The 20,425-nt window shown below is 46.5% G+C and carries 15 protein-coding genes; 7 read left to right on the top strand and 8 right to left on the bottom strand.

The window, feature by feature from the left end; all coding sequences use genetic code 11:
* Positions 1-138 precede the first annotated feature (138 nt).
* Entirely contained in the window at positions 139-771 is a 633-nt protein-coding gene (locus D7D25_RS17965) for a sensor histidine kinase (RefSeq protein WP_158602563.1), read from the top strand.
* Positions 772-773: 2 nt separating this feature from the next.
* Entirely contained in the window at positions 774-1,553 is a 780-nt protein-coding gene (locus tag D7D25_RS07150; protein ID WP_122968288.1) for a LytTR family DNA-binding domain-containing protein, read from the top strand.
* 58 nt (positions 1,554-1,611) lie between these two features.
* Here the strand turns inward: D7D25_RS07150 and D7D25_RS07145 are convergent, their stop codons facing one another.
* Positions 1,612-2,862: an MFS transporter gene (locus tag D7D25_RS07145; protein ID WP_122968287.1), complete on the bottom strand. Its 1,251-nt coding sequence runs from the start codon at positions 2,860-2,862 to the stop codon at positions 1,612-1,614.
* A gap of 1,060 nt (positions 2,863-3,922) precedes the next feature.
* Here D7D25_RS07145 and pdhA point away from each other — a divergent pair.
* From pdhA to D7D25_RS07120, 5 genes are all read left to right on the top strand, one after another.
* Complete coding sequence (gene pdhA / locus D7D25_RS07140; protein WP_158602562.1) at positions 3,923-4,975, top strand: pyruvate dehydrogenase (acetyl-transferring) E1 component subunit alpha; 1,053 nt, start codon at positions 3,923-3,925, stop codon at positions 4,973-4,975.
* Positions 4,870-5,949 (top strand): alpha-ketoacid dehydrogenase subunit beta, encoded by a 1,080-nt coding sequence (locus D7D25_RS07135; RefSeq protein ID WP_305000391.1) that lies wholly within the window; start codon positions 4,870-4,872, stop codon positions 5,947-5,949. Before pdhA ends, D7D25_RS07135 begins: the two co-directional genes overlap by 106 nt.
* Positions 5,950-6,080: 131 nt before the next feature.
* Positions 6,081-7,409 (top strand): dihydrolipoamide acetyltransferase family protein, encoded by a 1,329-nt coding sequence (locus tag D7D25_RS07130; protein WP_122968284.1) that lies wholly within the window; start codon positions 6,081-6,083, stop codon positions 7,407-7,409.
* A 219-nt stretch (positions 7,410-7,628) separates the two neighbouring features.
* Entirely contained in the window at positions 7,629-8,462 is an 834-nt protein-coding gene (locus tag D7D25_RS07125; RefSeq protein ID WP_122968312.1) for an ROK family protein, read from the top strand.
* 157 nt (positions 8,463-8,619) lie between these two features.
* Complete coding sequence (locus D7D25_RS07120; RefSeq protein ID WP_122968283.1) at positions 8,620-9,222, top strand: SagB/ThcOx family dehydrogenase; 603 nt, start codon at positions 8,620-8,622, stop codon at positions 9,220-9,222.
* A 4-nt stretch (positions 9,223-9,226) separates the two neighbouring features.
* On the opposite strand, the gene D7D25_RS07115 is transcribed toward D7D25_RS07120, so the two are convergent.
* The 7 genes from D7D25_RS07115 to D7D25_RS07085 all read right to left on the bottom strand — a co-directional run bounded on the left by D7D25_RS07115 (position 9,227) and on the right by D7D25_RS07085 (position 20,311).
* A complete protein-coding gene (locus tag D7D25_RS07115) occupies positions 9,227-10,645 on the bottom strand; it encodes a sialate O-acetylesterase (RefSeq protein WP_122968282.1) in 1,419 nt (472 codons plus the stop codon).
* Positions 10,646-10,854: 209 nt separating this feature from the next.
* A complete protein-coding gene (locus D7D25_RS07110; RefSeq protein ID WP_122968281.1) occupies positions 10,855-12,459 on the bottom strand; it encodes a 4Fe-4S binding protein in 1,605 nt (534 codons plus the stop codon).
* Positions 12,460-12,576: 117 nt separating this feature from the next.
* Positions 12,577-13,518, bottom strand: coding sequence for a DUF362 domain-containing protein (locus D7D25_RS07105; protein WP_122968280.1), 942 nt, complete (start codon positions 13,516-13,518; stop codon positions 12,577-12,579).
* Positions 13,519-13,732: 214 nt separating this feature from the next.
* Entirely contained in the window at positions 13,733-15,634 is a 1,902-nt protein-coding gene (locus tag D7D25_RS07100) for a TonB-dependent siderophore receptor (protein ID WP_122968279.1), read from the bottom strand.
* A 75-nt stretch (positions 15,635-15,709) separates the two neighbouring features.
* Entirely contained in the window at positions 15,710-16,129 is a 420-nt protein-coding gene (locus D7D25_RS07095) for a phosphoribosyltransferase (RefSeq protein ID WP_122968278.1), read from the bottom strand.
* A 1-nt stretch (position 16,130) separates the two neighbouring features.
* Entirely contained in the window at positions 16,131-16,640 is a 510-nt protein-coding gene (locus tag D7D25_RS07090) for an ECF transporter S component (RefSeq protein ID WP_122968277.1), read from the bottom strand.
* A gap of 281 nt (positions 16,641-16,921) precedes the next feature.
* Positions 16,922-20,311 (bottom strand): DUF1080 domain-containing protein, encoded by a 3,390-nt coding sequence (locus D7D25_RS07085; protein WP_122968276.1) that lies wholly within the window; start codon positions 20,309-20,311, stop codon positions 16,922-16,924.
* Positions 20,312-20,425 lie beyond the last annotated feature (114 nt).

Below are 20,425 nucleotides of genomic sequence, written 5' to 3'. Positions count from 1 at the left end.
GGACCTCCTCCTTTAGACGCACTTCCCTTTATGCCGGAGAAGAGGAGGATGATCCCTATCCGACGCGTTCTATTGCCTTTGACGCAGTTTCTCTTGTTTTGGGCACTTAGCCTATGCTACAGGCTAATATACGAATGGATGTCATTAAATAAAAAAAACAAAGAAATAGAGGCTGAAAAATCCATCATTGAACTGGCTTATCTAAAAGCTCAGATAAATCCTCACTTCATTCTCAACACACTCAATACAATCTATTCGTTCATTCTCAAAGGGAGTGAGAAAGCCTCTGACGCGGTATTATTGTATTCCCAGGTTATCCGTTATATTTTCGATAAAATAGAAACAAACTTTGTACCCTTACAGGAAGAGATTGATTATATAAATAATTATATCGACTTGCAGATTTTGAGATTTACGGATACTTTAAATATTGAATTTGAAATCAAAGGCAATGTTGAAGATCATAAGATTGCCCCTCTCACATTTATTTCTTTTATCGAAAATAGTTTTCAATATGGGATAAGTAATCATTATCCTTCCACCATATCCATTCAGATTGAAGCATTGGATGACAGCATACGCTTCACCACAAAAAACAGGAAATACAAAAAAAATGATTTTCAATATATAGGAAAGAATATTGGAATAAAAAACACGAGAAGGAAGTTAAACCTCATCTATCCCGAAAAGCACAAACTGTCCATAAAAGAGACAGATGATTCTTTTTATCTCGATTTAATTATCTTTAATACATCCTATAAACAGAAATAACGATGAGGAAAATAAATTGTGTGATCATCGATGATGAACCCCCGGCAGCCGACATTTTAAAATACTATATAGATAAGACTCCGAATTTTGAAGTGACAGAAATATATTATGATCCGATAAAAGCTTTGGAAGGATTAAGGGGTAAAAAAGTGGATGTGATTTTTTGTGATGTGGAAATGCCTGACATTAACGGGCTTCAGTTGCTTGAGTCCCTTTGTTTAGACCGGAATAAAAATACCCTGGTGGTTATAATCTCGGCTCATGCCAAATATGCGATTGATGGGTTTGACATCAATGCTGTCGATTATTTACTAAAACCGGTGTCTTTTGCCAGATTTTTAAAATCCACACAAAAAATACTGGACTATTTAAAGGATGAAAATTCGAAAGATATAGATACAGGCGCTGAAGAACAAGTGCCATTAACGGAATCGTCAAAAGATTATATCTTCATAAAATCGAAAGGTAAATTACTTAAAATAAACTATACTGAAATTCTTTACATTGAAGCCATCGGTGATTATGTGAAAATTTACCTTGAAAACTCCAAATCCATTGTGATTATGGACAGCTTGAAGTATTTGGAAAAAACATTGCCTGCCGAGTTTTTTAAACGGATACATCGTTCCTATATTGTGGCCATATCACGAATAAGAGCCATAGAATATAAAAAAGTCATTATTGGAGAAAATTTATCCTTACCCATCAGCAACTCATATTATAATGCCCTGTATGAGAGTCTGGTGTCTAATCATATCGTGAGGTCGACAAGTGAGCGATAAAGAATACCAGGAGTGCCGAATTGGCCATGTGGATTGCGAAAATAAGATATCTCGGAGTTTATATCTCTTTCTTTCTCCTGGTTTCAATATTTGGAAGAAAAACCGTTATTATTCCGATTAAGGGCAAATAAGCACAAATATTGAAAACGAATTCAATGCTTGTTTTATCGGCAAGCCAGCCAAAGAAGGCGGAGGCGATACCTGCTATGCCGAAGGCAAAGCCAAAAAACAGGCCGGCAATCATGCCCACTTTTCCCGGCACTAGATCGGTGGCATATACCAGTATGGCAGAAAATGCGGAGGAAAGGATTAAGCCTACGAACACGGCCAGGACGACGGTAGCCCAAAGACCGACATGAGGCATGAAAAGGGCAAAGGGAGCGGCTCCGAGTATGGAAAACCAGATAATATATTTTCTGCCGAATCGGTCTCCCAAAGGTCCCCCTGCGATTGTCCCGGCAGCTACCGCGGCAAGGAAAGTGAACAGGTATAATTGCGAGTGTTGAACGGAAACATTAAATTTCTCAATCAGGAAGAATGTGAAGTAGCTCGTCATACTTGCCATATAAAAGTACTTTGAAAAAATGAGGAAAAGCAGTATGATTAATGAGCCAATTACCTTTTTTCGCGGTAATCTGTTGGCTTTTTCAGCCTGTATCCTGCCTTGCGCTGTCAATTTTATATGCAAGTGCGCCTGATACCATCTCCCAACCCTGAAGAGAATAAGGATAGCCAGTAGAGCCGCCAAGGTAAACCATATAATGGCGGGTTGTCCGAAAGGTATGACAATCAATGCCGCCAAAAGCGGCCCCATGGCACTCCCGAAATTGCCTCCTACCTGAAAAATTGATTGTGCAAGCCCTTTCCTTCCGCCTGACGCTAATTGTGCCACTTTCGATGATTCCGGATGAAATACCGAAGAACCTATACCTACAAGGGTGACAGCCAAGAGAAAGGCGTGAAAATCCGAGGCCACCGACAAGATGATAAGCCCTGTCAATGTGAAACTCATTCCGATAGAAAGGGAGAATGGTTTTGGATGCTTGTCCGTATAGGAACCGATAAAGGGTTGCAATACGGAGGAGGCAAATTGAAATGTAAGGGTTATTATGCCTATCTGTGTGAATGAAAAATTAAATTTCTCTTTAATAATGGGATACACGGCGGGAATGACCGATTGCATCATGTCATTGAGTAAGTGAGCAAAGCTGATGGTGAATAAGATTGTATAAATCGTTTTTTGATCGATCACTTTTGACCGCGCGCTGCTTTTTTGCTGTGGTTCTTCTTCCGTTTCAGTTGGATCCATTGGACTATTTTGTTATTCTTTGAGTCGCATTCCGGTTTTTACCTGTTGAATAAGAATCGGGAATGAGAGCGCAAAGTTAGCAATATTAATAGATCTCTACCAGATTGTGGACGGTAATCATTCTTAGAAACTGTTTTGAGTTTTTTCATCCATTGTTTTTTAGCCATTTTTTGATGGATTTGGATTTTCATTGATTGAAATGTGTGGGGCTACTTAAAAGAAATGAAAGTTCAAAGGTGCGAAAAAGGGCAAAAAACAATAGGAAAGAGTGGAAAAATAAGCGTAAAATAAATACTCGTAAAATTCAAAACAGTTTCTTATAACAGGCGGTAAATCGAGTTCCGGCCTGTTTTCATCATACTCAAGGAGGATTTGTGCGGGAAAGAGGCTCCGCGATGAATGTTCCGGCGTGTTTCCGTGGCGTGGATCGTGCGGCTAAGAAATTTCCGCGGATCACTTTTTTTGAGTTTCTCCGTTTCACCCACCTCTCTTTTTATTCGTTGGTAAGTATTTTCAGACCCGTTCGCGCCTCTTTCAAGAACTATTTATTGATCGGACTGTTATATTCACAGCATAGGGTTATTTACAATTCACAGCGAGGTCTTATGTAAGAAGCTGTTTTGAATTTTTTCATCCATTGTTTTTTAGCCATTTTTTTTGATGGATTTGGATTTTCATCGATTGAAATGTGGCGGGCCACTTAAACGAAATGAAAGTTCAAAGGCGCGAAAAAGGGCGAAAAACAATAGGAAAGAGTGGAAAATAAGCGTGAAATAAGCGTGAAATAATTACTCGTAAAATTCAAAACAGTTTCTAAATATGTTCGATTTCATCGGTCGTTTTCAATTTTATTTAAATAGCACTATTTCTGAGCTCAACAGAGGCAAAACTTGTTTTTTGACTCTCTGTTCGCTTATCGAAATAATTCTCGCAATGGTATAGTCCGGACAAGTTTCCACTATACCTCTTTCACTTAACAAAAACGTTCAAAACAGACAGATAAATGATCCAAAATGATTTACCTGCGATTTTTCGTGACTTCAATCCAATAGAAGATAAAATGTTGCAAGTCATCGACAATGAGGGCAATGTGGTGAATAAAAAGTTGATGCCCGTGTTGGATGACGAGACGGTCACAGAGGCGTATAAACAGATGTTATATGAGCGGATAGCCGACGAGATGGCTATTTCCTATCAACGCCAGGGACGAATGTATACTTATACCCCCAATATAGGGCAGGAGGCCATCCATATTGCCGCCGGAATGAATATCCGTGAGGAGGACTGGCTGGTACCCGCGTTTCGTGAAATGGGAACCCTGTTGGCAAAAGGGGTTACCATGAAAGAGATGTTCCTGTTTTACCTCGGCAATGAACATGGCGGCAGTTTCAAGGATGTCCGCCATGTGTTGCCTATAGCCATCTCTATCGGGACACAGTTTCACCATGCCACCGGTATTGGCTATTCTGTCAAATACCGGAAAAAGGATGAGGTGGTGTATACTTTTATCGGTGATGGGGGTACTTCGGAAGGCGATTTCAGTGAAGGATTGAATTTTGCGGGAGTGTGGCAGGTTCCGGTGGTTTTCACCATACAGAACAATCAGTATGCTATTTCCGTTCCGGTGAAGTTACAGACCAATTCGATCAACCTGGCCGTGAAGTCGGTCGCTTTTGGTATTCCGGGAATAAAGGTGGACGGAAACGACTTTTTCGCCATGTATCTCGCCTATAAAACCGCTTCCGAGTATGCCCGTGCGGGGAAGGGTGCCTTGCTGATCGAAGCGTTCACTTACCGTCGCGGTGCACATACCACCTCCGATGATCCCTCGAAATACCGGGGGAAGGATGAGGAGACGAGGTGGGGACTGACCGATCCATTGATCCGTCTGCGGCGTTATATGCAAAGTAAAGGGATATGGGATATCGATGAGGAGAAACTCATCTCGGCGTATAAGTCGGAGATCGATGCCCAGTTTGTGGAAGCGGAGAATAATAAGTCCTATCCATGGCAGGATATATTCGGACATATGTACACCGATATGCCGGACGAATTAAAGAGACAAAAGATGGAGTACGAACAATTCTTAAGCTGGAAGGAGAACAGGAGATGAGCGTGATGACAATGGTGAAAGCGATAAACAATGCGCTCGACATAAAACTGGATGAAGATAAGAGTATTGTCATCTACGGTGAAGACGTGGGTGTGGAAGGAGGCGTTTTTCGCGTGACCGAAGGGTTGCAGCAGAAATACGGCGCCGATCGGGTGTTCGACTCCCCGTTGGCGGAGTCGGGTATAGTAGGTACAGCATTAGGCATGGCTGTGTCGGGACTCAGGCCTATTGTGGAACTGCAATTCGAAGGTTTTACCTTTCCTGCCTTTAACCAGATACTGTCCAACGTATCCCGTATGCGGAACCGTTCCCGCGGAAAATATGCAGTTCCTTTGGTGATCCGTTTTCCCTACGGGGGCGGTGTGAATGCGCTGGAACATCACTCCGACAGCCCCGAGGCTCTCTTTGCGCATATACCGGGACTCAAAGTGGTGATCCCGTCCACTCCGCATGATGCGAAAGGATTGATGATCTCGGCTATTGAGAGCAATGACCCGGTTATCTTTATGGAACCGAAACGGGTTTACCGTGCCATCAAGCAGGAGGTCTCGGAAGAGAAATTCACCCTTCCTCTCGGCAAGGCCAAGGTAGTGCTGGAAGGAACGGATATCACAGTGGTGGCTTTTGGCGCCATGATCCGTGAATGCCAGAAAGCCATTGCCATGGCACGCGAAGCCGGCATTTCGGTCGAGCTGATCGATCTGAGGTCCATCTATCCTATCGACCGGGAGACCATCCGCAATTCCGTACGTAAAACGGGACGGATGATCGTGGTGGCCGAAGCGCACGAGTCTTTCAGTGTGGGGTCGGAATTAATCGCCGTAGCCAACGAAGAGGCTTTCCTCTATCTGGAAGCGCCTCCGAGAAGAGTGATGGGATTCGACACGATTGTGCCCTTGGCTCAGGGAGAAAAATATTATATTATTTCACCTGACCGTATTTTTTATGAAATTGAGAAAAGCGTGAAATTCTAAAATGAAATCAAGAAGTCAAGAAATTTAGAATTGGAAATCGACGGAGTCAATTGAAAGTCGACGGAGTCAATTCACCATCGGCGTAAGCCAACTCTTGAATCATGAATCTTGAATTTTAAATTTTTAATCGTATGAGGTTTGTATTTAATTTCCCCGATTTAGGCGAAGGACTGGAAGAAGGAACCATATTGGAATGGTTTGTATCTGAGGGTGATAGTGTGGTAGTAGGCGATTCCCTCGTGCAGATGGAGACAGACAAGGTGGTAGCTGATATCCCTTCGCCGAGAAGCGGAACTATTGCCGCGCGTCATGGTAATGTGGGAGATGTGATCCGGGTCGGTTCCCCGTTGGTAGAGATTGAAATGGAGGGCGCAGGAGAAAGTGCGGGAAGTAAGGAAAAGGGGTGGGAGAGTGCTGTGACTGAAAAACAGGCGGTCGTGGAAGCAGGAGTGCCAGTCCAGGCCATTTCGGAATCGGAAGATGGCGCGGCGGTGGTAGGCACTATGGAATTGGCCCCTGAAGGCTCTTTATTGGCTGCAAGCGATGAAGGATCTCCTGAATCCGCACAAGCGGATGCGGGATCACGCAAGGTATTGGCAACACCGGTTGCGCGCGCCGTGGCAAAAGAGATGGGTGTTGATATCAATGCTGTGCCCGGCAGTGGTCCTTCGGGAAGGGTGAAGAAAGAGGATATCCTGAATTTCAAGTCACCATCAGCAGAGACAGGTGAAAGCACCAATGCTTTTACAGCCGGGATGGAGGATGTGACTTACAAGCCGCTCACTCAAATAAGGAAGACCATTGCGAAGAATATGCTTCACTCCAAACATAATGCGGCACATATGTCGGTTTTTGAAGAGGTGGAGATATCCGTGTTGAAGGAGGTAATCACGAAATACAAGCCCAAATTTGCCGGGAAAGATGTGAAACTGACCTATCTTTCCTTTGTGGTGAAGGCTGTAGCGCGGGCATTGAAACAACATCCCCAGCTCAATTCCCAGATCGATACCGAAAATAACCGGATGATCTTCCGCAACCGCTATCATATCGCTATCGCAGTGGATGCGCCCGACGGATTGGTGGCGCCCGTCATACGGGATGCTGATCGTTTATCTATTTTCGAAATAGCGAAAAAGATAGGAGAGCTGGCCCGAAAGGCGCGGGAGAGAAAACTTGCACTCGAGGATATGAAAGAGGGCTCTTTCACTATTACCAGTTTCGGTTCCATCGGCGGTATCTTTGCCACCCCGGTGATCAATTACCCGCAAGCCGGCATCCTGGGGATAGGGCGTATCCTGAAAACGCCTATCGTGAAAGATGATGAAATTGTCATCGGCAATATCATGCCGGTATCGCTTACCGTCGACCACCGCGTTGTGGACGGAGGCGAAACCACACGCTTTGTCAAGAGGGTGATGGACTACCTTTCCGATCCCGTCTCATTATTGATGGATGACTAAATACGCGAAATAGTTCAAGCGTACTTGATTTTTCCCCGGCTTTCACTATATTTACAGAATATAGGAGGCGCCTCGGAAAAGCTCAAACAAGTTTGGCTTTTCTCCCGGCTTTCACTATATTTACAGAATATGGGATGCGCCTCGGAAAAGCTCAAACAAGTTTGGCTTTTCTCCCGGCTTTCACTATATTTGTATATGAAATTAAAATATGGCAAATATATGGAAAACATTGTTGGTATTGATATTGGAGGTACTTCCATTGTGGGTGGCCGGATTGAAGGTGATATGATTGTTGAACAGATTACCGTGGACACTTGCGCTCAGGAGGGAGGCGATAAAACGTTGAATATCCTCAAAGAGCTCATCCGGCAGCTAAAGACCACCGGTACCAGGGCGGTTGGAATAGGTGTGCCGAGTGTGGTGGACAGAGAGAAGGGAATCGTTTACAATGTACAGAATATAAAACACTGGGATGAAGTGCATCTGAAGTCGCTGCTTGAGGCAGAATTTGAATTGCCGGTTCATATTGACAATGATGCCAACTGTTTTGCCTATGGAGAGAAAATCTATGGCAAAGGCAAGGAATTTCAAAATTTTGTGGGTATTACGTTAGGGACAGGCGTGGGGGGTGGCATCATTCAGGATAATCATCTGTTATTCGACTCCAATTGCGGTTCCGGAGAGTTTGGAGAAATACCTTACCTCGATTCGATCCTTGAGGAATATTGCGGAAGTCGTTTTTTTACTCGGACGGCAGGCCGTTCAGGATACGAAATCGCATTAAAAGCACGCGGCGGCGACAAAGACTCAATCGCAATATATGGCCAATACGGAAAACATATCTCCATGTTAGTAAAGGTAATACTATTGATCCTGGATCCACAGGCTATTATTTTCGGAGGTTCCATATCCAAATCATTTGACCTCTTTAAAGACTCAATGTATGAGAGCCTCAAAGATTTTCCTTATCCTAAGTCGGTAGCTAAAATTCAGATCCTGACTTCCGATTTGCATCATATCGGTATTCTCGGAGCAGGCGCTTTATGTGTATAATTGCCAACATGGAGAAGCGGCAACGCTTCATGGTATGAGTTTTGGGTGGCGTGACCGGTGGCCGCGTTTTCATGACAAAAAAAACCTTACGATGGTTAGTCATAGACTGTCATATATAAATCAAATAACAAGATTTCACATTAAAAAAATGTACATTATGACCAGATTTAGCATTTTATCATTCGTTTTTATCCTGTGCTGCTCGATATCAGCCCAGGATATCAATTTGCCCGCACCCAACAAGACAGGAGGGAAACCCCTGATGCAGGCGTTGAAAGAGAGAAAATCTACCCGGTCTTATCAGGATAAGGAGTTGACCTCTCAGCAACTCTCTGATCTGTTATGGGCTGCCAACGGGTTCAACCGTGACGACAAACGAACGTCTCCGACAGCAAACAACCGCCAGGAACTGGAGTTGTACGTGACAACAAAGGATGGAGTCTATTTTTATGATGCCCGTAACTATCTCCTGAAAGAGGTGAGAAAAGGAGATCAGCGTGCCCAGGCAGGCGCTCAGGATTTTGTCGCCCGGGCAGCGCTCAATCTGATCTTTGTTTCCGATATGGCAAAAGCGTCAAGCAGGGAGTATGCCTATACCGATTGTGGATTTGTAGCACAGAACGTTTATTTGTATTGCGCGTCCGAGGGGTTAGGAACCGTTGTCCGCGGCTCGTTTGACAAGGACAAATTAAGCGAATTGCTCAAGTTGAATTCCAATCAGCAGGTTTTATTGACGCAATCGGTCGGCTATCCTGATTGACCTGTTATTTCTCAAATGAATCTGTTCTGAAGGGTACTACCGGAAGCTCCCGTATTCCGGCGAGGTTCCCTGTCTGGAAGTTTTTGAAGCAATAACGGACAGCTACGGGTTGGTCAACCCCTTCGCGGTATACTTCCACTTTGCCATCGCGCACTATTGCTTGTGCGGGAAGGAATTGACCGTCTGCCGCGGCAATTTCGAATCCCTCTATGCCGTCTGTCCGGTTGAAGCCTTCACTTGCGTGATCGAAAGAGACGATTACTTTTCCCTCACGGATTTCCATTGAATTGTACTCGGGTCCGTGGGCGGCCACCCGTTCATATCCATAGGTTTTGTTGAGCGCCATAAATGCAAGTCGCTTTCCCACATCAGTCTTATTGCGTGGGTGGATATTACGCAATTCATAAGGTTCCACCAGATCGTTGGTGGAGATCATTCCGCTGTGAGGGATTAGTTTCTGTGCCTTAAACTGTGCTTCACGGAGATAGGCGGCACCGGTGTCATTGGCGTTCCCATATTCAAAGGGGGCGATTTCCACATAGTAGAAAGGAAGTTCGGGATTATTCCATTGCGTGCGCCAGAGAGTCACCATATTGTGAAGACGTTCGGGATAAACCTGGTGGGCGCCGACATTCGATTCGCCCTGATACCAGATAAAACCTTTTATCACGTAATGAGTGATCGGGTGTATCATGCCGTTGTACATCAATAGCGGACGGGCCATCGGATGTAGTTTGTTGACTGCTTCTTCGTTCAAATCCACATCGGGATAGGTCTTGAGGATCTCCCTGTTAGTCCACCCCTCTACTCTCGTGCCACCCCATGAAGAAACGATGATCCCTACGGGTACATTCATCGATTTGTGAAGTGTCTCGGCAAAGAAAAACGCCGTAGCACTGAACCCCGGTGAGTTAGCCGGATTACACATTTGCCAACGTCCCTTCACGCTTTCGAGAGGTTCAAAAGAGGGTGTCCTGGGGATGGTGACAAACCGGATGGCCGAGTATTGACCGGAGAGGGCGATGGTCTCATTGGCATCCAGGATAGGATTGTTATTGAACCCTTGGAGGGGCATCTCCATATTGCTTTGCCCCGATGCCAGCCATACTTCACCGATCAGGATATCCTTAAGCACCACCTCTTCACCATCGGAAATGGTGATACTGCGAGGGGTGAAACTTGCCTCGGGTGTCTCGATCACGGCGATCCAGTTACCTGTATTGTCTACTGTGACACGTACTGCGGTTTTGCTCCAACAAGGCTTGACTTCCACCGTTTTGCCCCGTTCAGCTTTTCCCCATATGTTCACCCTGCTGTTTTGTTGCAGCACCATCCCGTCGCTCAGGATTTCAGGCAGTACCGGCCTTCCGTATAAAACCAGACCGAGAGTAAAAAGAACCGGTAATAAAAAAAATCGTTTCATTTGTTTTTAGTTTTTATATGTTTTTATATGCTTGGAACTTAAATGGATGTATGCACAATTGCGGTTTTCTACTCATGCGCGCTCAGCTTATCAGAAAAATTCCTTTTTTCCACTCGCTAAACCAAGTGGCTATTATAACGGTACAACAAAGAAAAGATATCATGTTTGCAAAAGTACCGGTTATTTTTGACTAATTATCTATTTCCACATCAGAACCCGAAGTCATCTATCACAATTTCCTCTACCTCCTCGTGTTCAATCTCGATGAGGTGCTGCGATCGCGATCCTTCCACATAAATGGCTTTATAAGGGATAGCGGGACAGACATATTCGCAACCGCCGCAACCCAGACAGATCTCCGGTTCGATGTTGGGAATGGTAAGATGTCCCTTGTAGGGCACCATACGTACCGCCTGTGTGGGGCAGTGTTCCGAGCAGGCACCGCAACTAGTCTCGTCGTGATAGACGATGCAGTTTTCGATGATCAGTTGTACCTGTCCCATCTGGGTATGGTTCTTTTGCTCTTTTGTCAATGGAAGGATGGCTCCGGTGGGACAAACTTCTCCGCAGAGAGTGCAGTCGTAATTGCAGAAGCCGTGATCGAAGTAGAGTTTCGGTTGCATGATTCCCCCAACTCCGTATTCCAGAAAAGCCGGTTTGATCACATGTGAGGGACATTTGCTTACACAGAGGTGGCAGGAGATACATTTCTCCCGTAGATGGTCGAAAGAGGGTGTTCCCGGAGGAGCAATAGGGATTTGTCGTTTGAATTCCCTTTTGGGAAGTAAATCGTCTGTTGTCCCGGCCGGAAACAGGGCGCCACCCGTTTCTCCCGGGAATAGACTATCCGGGATCATTTGTGCGACAAGGCTCCCCGCTGCCAGTCCTGTAACCAGTGAAGCGGAGAGGAAGCGGCGTTTCGACTCATCGACCTGTTTTTCTTCTTTCACATAAGTATATGCCGGCACCGCGTCGGTTTCTTTTTTCTTCGCCGGCCGGACAAGGGTGTATTTCATCGCGTCGCGGTGGCAACTTTCGATGCAGTTGAAACAGGTAACGCAACGGCTGTAATCGATCTGCTTGTTTTTTGAGTCGACACAGGAAGCCTTGCACTTCATGGCGCATAGTCCGCACAGGTTGCATTTTTCGTCTACGAAGCGGATCCTGAACAGGGAGAATTTACTCAGGAAACCAAGTATAGTGCCCACGGGACAGATAGTATTGCACCAAGTCCTACCATTACGCCATGCCAGGTAACCGATGATCGACAAGGTGATAAGGCCGGTTACAAGAGAAAAGATGCTCAGGATATAGATGCTGACCTTATAAAAAGTGTAATTATTGAACCAGGTGAAGATAATTTCCAGCAGATTATTCCCCGCCAAATAGGCCGGACGTAGCAGATGGGTCACTATTCTTCCGTAGGCAGCGTAAGGATCGAGTAGTCCCAAAAGAAAGGTGAATCCGAAGATAAATGCCACAATCGTACCTGCCAGCACACTCCAGCGAAGCAGGTTTTTAGCTTTACTATACCGGTATTTCTTTTTCCTGTTCAGCTTTTTGGAAAACCATGCAACTATATCCTGATAGACACCCATGGGACAGATAGATGAACAGTACACCCTGCCGAAAAGAAGGGTCAGCACCGCCAATGACATCAAAATAACGACATTGACGGCCAAGAGTGCCGGGATCAATTGTATTTCGGCTAGAAAGCCGATGCGATCGGGCAGAAACTCCCTAAAATCCAAAAAGTAGAGTGAAATTAACGAAAACAGGATCACAGAAAGTGTGATGCGTATTCTTTTCAACATGATGCTTCCCTCCTAAAGAGTGACGTAATAGACGATTTGGCACGGACAGCACTATCCGGTGGCGGTACCGGATGATAGATGATATCACGGATTATACGGCCAAGAGAACGAAGAGGATTATATCCTCAGTCTCCTGATATTCAGATTGTCGAGTTTCATTGTGCCGATGCCCAGTTCTTCTCCTTTGGAGATATGGGTTACCTTGTCGACCGGCATTTCACGCGCCTGGTTGAAGAAATTGGCAGCGGCAGTGTCCGCGGCGACAATATCCTGAGAGATAAAAAGGCCTTTGGAAAGCACCACGTCGGAGAGAGACTTTCCCCTCGGGCCGCTGGTCTTCATCAACCTGTACGCATCCACTATATTTAAAACCGGTTTCTTGGGATAAGTACACACATCAGCGATACACTGTTGCAGGTCGTTGGCATGGAAAAACCCCCTGTCCCATACAATCCCCATATAGTTCTTCATCGAGATGGTAAGTTGGGCGCCACCGTGGTTTTTCAGGACAGGTACATTGATCCATTTATCGCTGTCCACGATAGCTTGGTGTATCTTCGTGGTTTTCAGGCTTCTTCCTTTGGGAAGGGAAACTGTCTTATAATATGACTCCTGATGGGCGGGCACTACTTTGGCACCTGCTTTTTTGGCCGCCTCCTCAATACCGCTGTTGGCATAAGACTTGCGCCAGTCGTCGCAGGTATGGTCGAATACGGTCACCTCCGCCGCGCCGGCCTCGAAACATTGTTTGATAATTTCCTCCACCAGTTTCGGATTGGTGTTGGCCGCCATCTCCACAGGCTGATCCCATCCGATATTGGGTTTTACACATACCTTGTCGCCTTTGCTGATGAAGTTGCTTATTCCTCCCATCTCGGCGATCGCTTTGCGGAACATAGCTTCCGGTTCGCCTCCCATTACTGCCACCAAATCATATTTTTTTGCGGCGTTGGCGGTTTCGAACGACTGGGTGAGTATGCTCATCGCATCGGTCTCTTTTACTGTGGTAAGCGCTGCTCCTGTGAGAGCTACCGCTCGTAAGAAATTCCGTCTATCCATAATATTATCTGTTTTGAATGATCTAATATGATTAATGTGCCAATGTGCCAATGTGCCAATGTGCCAATGTGTCAATGTGCCAATGTGCTAATGTGCTAATGTGCCAATGTGTCAATGTGCTAATGTGCCAATGTGCCAATGTGCCAATGTGCCAATTATCGAATCCCGAATCCCAAATCTTAAATCTTAAATCCTAAATCCTAAATCCTAAATCCTAAATCTTTATCCGTATTCCACCGAATATTGTAGCTTCCGGCATCGGATATCCGGCATTGATTTCATATTTCCGACCCAATAGGTTTTCCCCTTTTGCGAAAAATCCAAGCCAGCGGAGAGCCTTGAAATTGATACGGGCATTCCAGAGTAGGAAACTTTCTTGCTGCGGTTCGGGTGTCAAGGTGGTATGGATATTGCCTATGTATTGCACTCCGGAGGAGATGTTCCAGCGCCCTATGGTGTAATTGCCACTCACATAGAGTTTGTGTTCGGGTGCGGTAAGTATTTTATAGGTCATGTCAAGATAACTGTAATTTGCCGAAAAACGCAGATTCGGCATTGCCTGATAACTTGCACTGACCTCGAAGCCTTTGTTTTCCACTTCCCCCGAATTCACGTATAACGGTCTGCCATCAGTCATTGCCAGCTGGATCATATTGTCGCCCTTTATATAGAACAGGTTGACGCCTAAGCTCAATCTGTGATCCAGCAGCGTTTGCATGAGCGATATCTCGTAATTCATCAACCGCTCTGGTTTCAGATCCGGGTTTTTCGGCCGGAACATGTACATCTCACGGATGGTGGGGTTGCGGAATCCTTTACTGACGATCGCTTTCAGCACAGTGGTAGCCGAAGGAGTGAAACTAGCCCCCAGTTGCGGTATCCATTCCGGACCGTTGACCTGATGGTGATCCAACCGGATACCTGCGTTCAGTGTCAACTTATTATCCAGCATTGTCTGCTGCAGGTTCAGGTATCCCGCTATATTATAGAGCGAGGTATCGGCCAACTGCTCATTGTTGGCTGCGTCGGGGAACTTATTGAATGCTTCGCCTCCGAAGTGCTGATAATCGAATCCGGCGGTCGTTTTATTTCCCGCGAAGAAAGAATAGGATTGATATACCGATACTCCCGTCATTTGGTCGGATGAGTTAAACCGTTGGGGTACGGGTTGTCCTCCCTCCCTGTATCCATCATTGATCCGGTGTGTGCCAAAGTTGTAAAACAGTTTTACCGCTCCCGATGTGTTTGCATACTCGTTTTCGACAGCCAGTGAAGTCACCCCCCGGGTGATATCGGCGTCGTTGTCGATCATGGGAGCAGTGACCGTTCCAGGGTTCGAAGACGCTGTATTGGAAATATTCAGATCTACAAAACTTTTCCAGTGGCGTGAAATATCATAGCCTACTTTTGCATGGCCGTTCCACTGTTTGAAATCCATATTCTCCCGGTGTCCGTCAGAGCGGCTGTATCCAATGTTTCCAACGAAGTGCAATCTTTCTTTTTTCCATCCCGCGGATGCTTCCGCATTCAATGTATTGTAACTTCCGTACATTACCTGTGCCATGCCGTGCGATCCGTCCCGTTGTTGTTTTTTGGTAATGATATTGATCACGCCACCCATGGCGTTCGAGCCATAGAGCACCGAAGCAGGGCCGCGTACCACTTCCACCCGTTCCGTGATCATGGACTGGTAGCTGTCGGCCAGCGGATGCCCCATCAGCCCCATATACTGCGGATGTCCGTCGATCAATACCAATACACCTGTGGTAGGCGCTCCTCCGATCCCGCGGATACTCATCCCGCCGGCCGCCCCGTTGGCCACGCCGTAACCCATCACGCCTCTCTGGGTGATGAACAAACCCGGTACCTCTTCAGTCAGCAGGGGGAGGAGAGAGGGTTGGATCCTCTCATCAATCTGCCTTCCGGAAATGACTGATATGCTCATGGGCAGGTTGCGCAGGTTGACTTTCGGCATGGTGCCGGTGACAATCACTTCATCCAGGCGGACGGTGTCGTTCAGTTCTTCATCCGGTTCGTTTCCGGAGTGAATCTTTCCGGCTGTAAGCGGTGATGCCGACAGCAACAGGTAACATAATAAGAGGGCGATTTTGCACATATTCAGCCTTTTAACGGGTTGTTTTAAAAAGGTTTGGGTGTAGGGGGCTCTGCCTCTATGGAGAGTGCGGCCTATTTAACGGAAAGATCCTGTTTCCATTATCCAGGGAAATCTGAAGCAGGATTCATCGTAGAGCGAATAATCGGCCCTCCCGTTCACGGCGAATGTTTTTATTTGCCGGGCACCATGTAAAAGATCGATGGCGTATTGTACCGTAGCTCCTGTTTTTATTCGATCTTCCACTAAGAGGATCGATTTGCCTTTGTAATCGAAGTCTATAGGTGAGATCAGTTTTGGGCTATCGTATCTCGGCTGCTGATCAGGATCACGCAGATTGATCTTTAAAAGCTGTAATTCGATATTCAGTCGCTGGTTGATGATCGCTGCCGGAATAATACCTCCGTTGGCTATGGCGACGATCATATCAAAGGTTTCGTGAAAGGTGATCTCACGAAACCTTTGCATGACTTCCTCAAATGATTTTCCTGCAATCATCTTATATTTTGGCTATTGCTCTCAATAGGAAGTAACCGCCAAAGAGTTGGATGAGCATGCCGGGAACACCGAGGCGGAAGTCCTGCACGGCAATGGCAAAGTTTTGTGCCATGGCCCATTCTATACCGGTTCCGACTAACTGATAAGCAAGGATGGCCAGCAGGATGGCAGGAAGGGACACTTTTCCGGCATATTTGGACGCCAGAGCAGCCGCGATCGCCAGAATGACCGATTTGATCATGATGGCCGGCAGTACGGCTGCGGGGGGCATGCCGAACAGCAGGTGGTTGGCCAGTGGTGATAAGACTGCGGTCAGTAATCCCACGTGTATGCCGTATTTATAAGCGGCGATCAGCGTGAAGAAATAAATAGGAAGGAAGATCAATCCGCCCTGCGGCACAAGATGTGCCAATTGCGGTAAAAGCAAGTTGCCGACAATGAATATGGCGGCGAAGAGATAAGTCTTCGTGTTGCTGAGGTTGAAAGAGTACAATTTGACTGTTGTTGACATAATGTGTTGTTTTATGAATAAACGCGGAATTGGTACAAAGCTATGAATTAAATCATTGAATAGAAAAAACGGAGTGGTTATTTTTTATTAAAAAATACTATTGTTGATCCGGTGCCCATATTCTTTGTATGAGTCACCCACAGAAAATTTAGGATATATCCTTCAATTGTTGCATTGATCAATCACCTGGGGGAGGAATGAAGCTGGTAAGTTGATTATAAAAATGCGCCATGCGATTTTTCCCCGCATGGCGCATTCAATATATCGGCATTATCTGTATCTTATTTCAGCTCCTTGATACGGATATTCCTGAACTTCACTTTTGAGCCATGTCCCAGGAAGCCGATATGACCGGTTTTGTTGAGTAATCCCGGATGTTCGCGCTTATCCATCGTCCCGTTTTTGGAAGCTTCACGGATATTGCCGTCGAGAATGGTTGTGCCGTTAAGGATCACTTTGATGTGATCGCCATCGGCAATCACTTCCTGGTAGTTCCATTCGCCGACCGGTTTGAGAAAGCCTCTCTTGGCAGGAATCACGCCATAGACCGATCCGTGGTACTGGTATGGGGCCAGTTTCTCGTACACCGGCGCGTCATTATCCAGTATCTGTAATTCCATCCCCACGTAGGCGGCATCCCCTTCCAGGGGTGTGCGGATGCCTAACCCGTTGTTGGCTCCGGGCGTGAGCATGAATTCGAAGCGGAAGACAAAGTTGTCGAACTGGTCTTGGGTATAGAGATTGCCTCCGGAACCTTTGCTGGGATGTAAAACGATATTGCCGCTTTCCACCGCGTAATCCCTCTTGTTTCCTGTCCACTGGTCAAGGTTCGTCCCGTCGAAGAGAATGCGGAAACCCTCTTTCTCCTCTTCAGAGGATAATTTGAAAGGTTCAGGACGGGGGATTTCCTTGATGAAGATATCGCGGTACGCCACCTTGCTGCCGTGCGCCTGCAACTCGATCTGTTCCACCGGGAAAATGGGCTGGCTTCTGTCCCAGAAGTTCTCCAGGATCACGTTGTCGGTCACCAGTTCCCCGTTCAACCAGACCGACACACGTTCTCCTATCATCCGGATAAGGAAAGTATTCCATTCCCCCACTTTCTGGTCGGCTACTTTCAACGGTTTACTCGGATTTTGCTGGTTATTGTATAACCCTCCTGATCCTACTTCCGCCCCCACGTTCGTGCGGGCTGTATCCCATATCTGCACCTGCGGTGTTCCGCGTAAGTAGATCCCCGCATCGGGTTCCGGTCCGGGGTAGAGTTTCCAGTCTATCAGCATTTCAAAATCACCATACTGTTTTTCAGTGCAGAGGTTATTATAACCTGTCCCGTCGAAAATGATATTGCCGTTCTCAACCTTCCAGTCATTCGCCGCTTCCTTGTCCGCTTTCGCCTGCGCGGCGGCTAACTCCCTCTGGCTCATCTTTGCCCGTTTGATGGGATTTTCCACCAAACCTTTCCATCCGTCCAGGTTTTTTCCGTTGAAGAGAGAAACAAATCCTCCTTCGGTTGGATTTTCCGCCAGATATTTGGCAATGGATTGCCGCTGGTAATCGGCGTCGGGGTTGGAGAGCGTCTTGCTGACCTTATTGAGGATTCGTGTCGTTTCCGTACCGGCGAATGAAGGTTCATTGATGGCGATATTCATTGCGGCGAGTGCTGCCGTCTCTTTCAGGGCTGGTTCATCCATGTAGGGTGCCACGAAAAGCATTGCCTGATACTGCCCGGTATTGCCAATCAACCCCAGTATCTCATTCTTTTGTTTGTCGGTTTGGGCAAACCGCATTGTCTCACGAAGGTAGAGATATCTGATTGCCCCGTTCTGTCCGGAATTGCGGATGACGGAAAGGAGGGCATCCGTCACCTTTTCCAGTTCACGTTTGTCTTTACTGTTGCGCGCAATATCCAGCATGGGATAGATCACGTGGAAAGACTTCCAGTGGGTGAGTGCATTAAAGGCAGCTTCTTTTTCCGCACCTGTGGCTGAGGCATAGGCGTTGGTAATTATATCCATGGCCTCTTGTGATTCGCTGTTTGCCAACGCGGTATAATAGAGATGCTTTTTGGGCGAGCTTTTCATCCTTTCCGACACCAGCGGGAGTTGTCCTTCCGCCGGCAGATAGCTCAATGCCGCGTTGATTGCCTGCTGTATGGCGGGAATATACGCGGCATCCTCCCGTTCAAGCAAGGTGAAGAGATCCGGCAGGTTCTTGTCGGTCGATACATCTTTCAGCGAATGAGCCGCCGCAGCTTTTACGGTTCGGTTGTCACTGAACATCTGGTTGTAAACCAAATTATACTGGCTTTCCATCTTCCGGCTGGCGATAAGCTCCAGTATGGCCGTTTTCCCCGCATCACCGCAGTCCTCAAAAACGGAAGCAAGGGTATAGGAGATATCTCCGTGATAGGTTGACAGGGCATTTTTTGCCAGTGTGACAGTCTCGTCGTTATCGCTTTTCAGGAGAGATGCCAGTGCGATAAGTGACTCCTCCCCTCCAAGTTTAGCCAATGACAGGATGGCTGCCTTCCGCACCATGCCGTCCGATGAATGGGCCAGTCGTGCGATTTGCGGTAGGGATGTTTTCTTGTTGTGTTTGCCTGACCAGTGGATAAGTGCAGTCTGTACTGCCGGTGATTTTGTGGCAGCCAGTTCTTTTTGTATCAACCCGGTTGATTTATTGTCGTCGTGGAACGGATACAGGTTGAGTACTCCGGAAAGGTAGGTGATGTCGCCATCATTGATAGCGCTTTTCAGGATATCCTCTTTTTTGGCGGACGGTTGGTCCAGCAGTAGTTTAGCGGCCGCAATTCTGATATCCTGTTTGCCAAGTTTTTTGCCGGTAGCCAGTAATTTTTCCGCTTCTTTTTTTATTAATTGGGGCTCGGTATTATTCAATCTGCCAAGCAGGGAGATATAAGAAGCGGTAGCGTTATCTTTCCTGTATGCGTAACCGGCATTTTCTGCCGCACTGCGTAGTGCTTTGAGGGATTCTTTTGTTCCCGCATTTCCCAGTGCGTTCAATATTACTTTCTGCATTGCTTGGGATGGATTTCCGTTCAGGAGACCTAACAGCGCTGGTTCAGCTGGCTGATAACCGGTTTGTCCGATGGCGTTTGCCAGGTTCAATCTGACTTTCTCATCACTTGAAGCCCTAAGAGCGGTCAGCAACGCATCATTGGCTTTCGGGGTTCCGATGGAAGCCAATGCCTGTGCCGCAGGATCGGATAGATATTCATCCGTGAGGAAAGCAGACAGCGCATCTACATTGTCGTCTGTGGCTATTGTCCTGAGTTGACGGATCAGGAAAGCTTTTACCTCCTTGTCCAATCCTTGGGCGAGCGCCTTTTCAAAAGTGCCGGCCGCAACGCTGCGGGCAGCATTGTCGTTTGCCACGAAATGAGTCCATCCGCTGATAGCATAATCAAGGGTTTCGTTGCTTTGACTTCCGGGAGGGTTCATTCTTCCGATCAGATCGAGTAATCCCTCTTCTCCGGTAGAGACCAGATCGGCTATTACCTGATTGTATTTGTGAGGAGTATCGGCCGGCAGTTGTGCCAGCGCGTCGGCAATGACAGTGGCTTTCGTTCTTCCTTCCGGCAGTTGTGCCTGTATGCCGCTTGTAATAAGCATGCTCAGGCAGATTATAATTAATTGGATATGTTTCATTATTTTTGAATTAAAATTAAGAAACTGTTTTGAATTTTACGAGTAATTATTTCACGCTTGTTTTTCCACTCTTTCCTATTGTTTTTTGCCCTTTTTCGCGCCTTTGAACTTTCA

Origin of the sequence: Proteiniphilum sp. X52 (assembly GCF_003712195.1) — a bacterium.
In the GTDB taxonomy this organism is placed as follows: domain Bacteria; phylum Bacteroidota; class Bacteroidia; order Bacteroidales; family Dysgonomonadaceae; genus Proteiniphilum.
This window is presented reverse-complemented; position numbering and strand designations above follow the sequence as displayed.

Excerpts from the sequence above, each read along its gene's own strand:
- D7D25_RS17965 (WP_158602563.1), top strand. The coding sequence starts at position 139 with ATGTCATTAAATAAAAAAAACAAAGAAATAGAGGCTGAAAAATCCATC.
- D7D25_RS07150 (WP_122968288.1), top strand. The coding sequence starts at position 774 with ATGAGGAAAATAAATTGTGTGATCATCGATGATGAACCCCCGGCAGCC.
- D7D25_RS07145 (WP_122968287.1), bottom strand. The coding sequence starts at position 2,862 with ATGGATCCAACTGAAACGGAAGAAGAACCACAGCAAAAAAGCAGCGCG.
- pdhA (WP_158602562.1), top strand. The coding sequence starts at position 3,923 with ATGTTGCAAGTCATCGACAATGAGGGCAATGTGGTGAATAAAAAGTTG.
- D7D25_RS07135 (WP_305000391.1), top strand. The coding sequence starts at position 4,870 with ATGGCAGGATATATTCGGACATATGTACACCGATATGCCGGACGAATT.
- D7D25_RS07130 (WP_122968284.1), top strand. The coding sequence starts at position 6,081 with ATGAGGTTTGTATTTAATTTCCCCGATTTAGGCGAAGGACTGGAAGAA.
- D7D25_RS07125 (WP_122968312.1), top strand. The coding sequence starts at position 7,629 with ATGGAAAACATTGTTGGTATTGATATTGGAGGTACTTCCATTGTGGGT.
- D7D25_RS07120 (WP_122968283.1), top strand. The coding sequence starts at position 8,620 with ATGACCAGATTTAGCATTTTATCATTCGTTTTTATCCTGTGCTGCTCG.
- D7D25_RS07115 (WP_122968282.1), bottom strand. The coding sequence starts at position 10,645 with ATGAAACGATTTTTTTTATTACCGGTTCTTTTTACTCTCGGTCTGGTT.
- D7D25_RS07110 (WP_122968281.1), bottom strand. The coding sequence starts at position 12,459 with ATGTTGAAAAGAATACGCATCACACTTTCTGTGATCCTGTTTTCGTTA.
- D7D25_RS07105 (WP_122968280.1), bottom strand. The coding sequence starts at position 13,518 with ATGGATAGACGGAATTTCTTACGAGCGGTAGCTCTCACAGGAGCAGCG.
- D7D25_RS07100 (WP_122968279.1), bottom strand. The coding sequence starts at position 15,634 with ATGTGCAAAATCGCCCTCTTATTATGTTACCTGTTGCTGTCGGCATCA.
- D7D25_RS07095 (WP_122968278.1), bottom strand. The coding sequence starts at position 16,129 with ATGATTGCAGGAAAATCATTTGAGGAAGTCATGCAAAGGTTTCGTGAG.
- D7D25_RS07090 (WP_122968277.1), bottom strand. The coding sequence starts at position 16,640 with ATGTCAACAACAGTCAAATTGTACTCTTTCAACCTCAGCAACACGAAG.
- D7D25_RS07085 (WP_122968276.1), bottom strand. The coding sequence starts at position 20,311 with ATGAAACATATCCAATTAATTATAATCTGCCTGAGCATGCTTATTACA.